The sequence below is a fragment of the Bacillus sp. GMs2/2 genome (assembly GCF_050172095.1).
GTDB lineage: Bacteria > Bacillota > Bacilli > Bacillales > Bacillaceae_G > Bacillus_A > Bacillus_A cereus.
This window is the reverse complement of the sequence record NZ_JBNLYE010000425.1, coordinates 1-3,141: the sequence shown is the minus strand read 5'-3', so window position 1 is coordinate 3,141 and position 3,141 is coordinate 1. Positions and strand designations below refer to the sequence as shown.

Genomic DNA, 3,141 nt, shown 5'->3' with positions numbered 1-3,141 from the left:
GTAAACTTTTATCCAAAATTTTACTTTCATTTCATTGCAAACACTGTGTTTATAACATTTCTTCGTATATCGAATAAATCTCCGGAAAAGTATATATTCAAAACAATGTTATTTCCCTTGTCTCATAAATACCATTTTTCAGAAGAGGTACCAGTCCAATTTGTTTGTCTCAAAGCCTCGTTATTGCTAACTCCAAAATTACGAACACCATCATTCTAATATTTGGAATGATAATCTACAGGCCTTCCACTATTTTTGGATAGTAGCATCAACTAGTACATAATTGCTATTACCATTTTTAACATATGAAATATCATTCACTTTATAGGTCGTATTTCTCGGCAGCAACATCTCCATTTCCCATGGATAAGCGCTTAACGGAGCAATATATGCGCCATGGTTTCCTTTAGGTACCGTTAGACGAATTAAAATTGGTCTCCCATTAAAGCTATCTGAAGGATCCTTAAGAATAGATGTGCTCATATACGTATAATCAGTTTTATATTTCCCTAATAATTTGTTTTTAAATTTAGAAAATTCTTGTTCATTTATTTTATTATCTTTTATGAGCGTGCCTTCCGTTAAGTCAAACGAGCTTTCCTTACTCCTACGATATACCACTATGTCATCAGGTACACTGGAAGAACTAAATGCTCGATCTAAATGCTTGATTTTTTGTTCCATTTTCATATCTTTTCCTGTTAATTGACCCTTATTTTCCAGAAGATACGTATTTAAATGATGATAGCCTGTCTCCATATATGACTTGAACTCTTCTATCTCTGTACTACTAACGTTTGGAATCCACTGATGATAGAATTTTTCTCCCCATGCATCAGCAAGGGGTTTATTGGCCAAACTATTAAAATCTAAGGGCTTTTGGATATTTTTTTGTACGACCGACTCTGTATCCGCATGAACTGTTGAAGTTAAAAATGCTGTACTTCCAGTAACCATTGTACTGAGTGCTAAGATAACTGATAAAAAATTTTTCTTGATTTTCATATGTATCCTCCTTATTTATACACTTAAGAGCAGCCAAATTTCTTAAAGTGATGGATAGTATCTGTGTGGCAGTTCGAGTTCAGTCAGGTTATATTATCAGCATCCCGCCTTTGGCCATCCATGGTTATAATCTTTGCTCCTCTTGTTGTATCTTGTAAATAATACTGATTGTTGGCCTGTGTAACAGTGAGTTCTCTTATCTCCCTTAATAATCCTTTTCCTATTCCCTTTGCTGGTCTACCTATCACTTCTTTATCAATTACTTTTTCTCCTGACTTTGAAGAGAGTTTGCATGTGCAATCTCTGCCAGTACTTCTTCCAAATTTGTTCCCAGAATACCAACAGTCATTGTGAGTACTAATTTTTTTTACAAAATGAACACATCCTTTTTCAGAATATTACCCATCATGAAATTTCATTTGGAAAAACAGATATTCTTATACGCCGATTACATATTAAAAAATCCATAGTGGGTATACAACTCATTCTAGATCCTATTTATTAAATAAAATGAAAGTTAAAATAAAGATTTTATAAAAATTTCGCTGGATAGGAATACAGCTCCAGAATTATTCCATGCAAAAACTAAAACAGATCGTCTGCTGTTCCAAACTACATAAGCTTGCTTATATTCAAACGTCCATTCAGCATTTAACTGATTGCTATAACTCCATATAGGGGTAGCACCCCATCACCATCAAGCTAACAGAACAGATTGCTCCCAAAACGATAAAAATGAACTTCATTGCTATAAAAGACTCTAATTTTTCGTTTTGGGGCAAATATTATATTAAATGATGTTGAAAATAATAGATATGTCTGAATCACTAGTTTCAAAAAAGCCTTCACGCAATGATGATTGCATGAAGGCTTTTGATGTTTTCTTATTTTTTTATCTCATTGACCCATGTAATAATGTCCTGGATGACGTACTCGGGAACATTTGCAGGGATTTCGTACTCACTTGGAAGACTCAATTCCCCGTCACCCTCCGTGAAGAAATGATTCAATTTCGGATATTCTTTGAACTGAACATTCTCGCGGTTTGAAAGTCCTTCCTGCCAATTTGTATATTCATCTTTTACTGTTACTTGATAATCGCGTGCCCCTTGCAGAATCAGTAAAGGCTCTTTTCGTAATTTTGCCTCCTCAACTGGACGCCACCTAGTAACATCATACATAAAATGAGGAGACGGAAACGGAAAATTGTAGCCAGCTGGCGGATGGTTAGGATTAAAAGTAGGATCCAGGATAAAAGCGAACTGTCTTTTTAGTTCATCGATTACTTCCTTTGGCGCCCCAAGGTATTGACTCACATCAATGGCAGTGTCAGTCAAAGGGCGTGCAGGTGGTGCTACCTCAGTAAGGGTTTAAAGAGTTTCTTATTATGATTGTCTGTTTTTGGTTCATTATGTTTCTCATGTATGGTGAAAGCCCGTTACAATAGAATGGAGTCGAAAATCTAAAAACCCTTAGGTAGCCCTCATAGGTGTAAGATCTATGGGGGCTTTTTTAATACAGACCATAATAATTTCACGTACCGTAATTATAATAAAAAAAAGAAATCATCAACAACGGGATTTCCTCCTTTTGATAATATTGTTATTAGAAATTGTTGTTTATATAAATGGCATGGAAAACAACAACTAATTTACAAGACAGCTATTCCTCTGAATTAGTACTGGAGACTGATTGACACTCTGGTATTAAGTATTTAAATTTAACAGTATTAAAATGAAAGGTGGGAATAATAATGAAACATAATAAGTTACATTATTGGCAGAAAGAGCATACTAAACGAGTAACAGAATTCCATAAAGATCATGCTTTAAAAATAGAACGTGGTGAGAATGGAAATGGATTGCTAGCTAAATGGGAAAGATTTGTTTACACCAAAGGAAAAGCTCTTGTTAATGCAGTAAAGTAATAAAAGTAAAAAGCAGCCTTCATAGGCTTCTTTTTTTATTTGACTTACTATTGGGTGGAGCTATCTAAATCTTGCATGCTCTTAGCGTGGTTTTTTTTTCGTTATGGGGGATACTTCAACATCTTAGCTTGATAGCGATGTTTCCGTACCCCAATTACCTATGGAAGTAGGTAGTTTTTCATTTTTATATAGATTTTATATAATACAGA

At 34.5% G+C, this 3,141-nt stretch carries 2 protein-coding genes and 1 pseudogene; 1 reads left to right on the top strand and 2 read right to left on the bottom strand.

Annotated features, from left to right (window positions below; all coding sequences use genetic code 11):
• Positions 1 to 249: 249 nt before the first annotated feature.
• Positions 250 to 1,005, bottom strand: coding sequence for an ADP-ribosyltransferase (locus ACQGS6_RS25490; protein WP_426965808.1), 756 nt, complete (start codon positions 1,003 to 1,005; stop codon positions 250 to 252).
• 884 nt (positions 1,006 to 1,889) lie between these two features.
• A pseudogene (locus ACQGS6_RS25485) lies at positions 1,890 to 2,363 on the bottom strand (alpha/beta hydrolase); the annotation flags it as partial.
• A 395-nt stretch (positions 2,364 to 2,758) separates the two neighbouring features.
• Between ACQGS6_RS25485 and ACQGS6_RS25480 the strand changes: the two are divergent.
• Positions 2,759 to 2,932: a hypothetical protein gene (locus ACQGS6_RS25480; RefSeq protein WP_176545305.1), complete on the top strand. Its 174-nt coding sequence runs from the start codon at positions 2,759 to 2,761 to the stop codon at positions 2,930 to 2,932.
• The last annotated feature ends 209 nt before the right edge of the window (positions 2,933 to 3,141 follow it).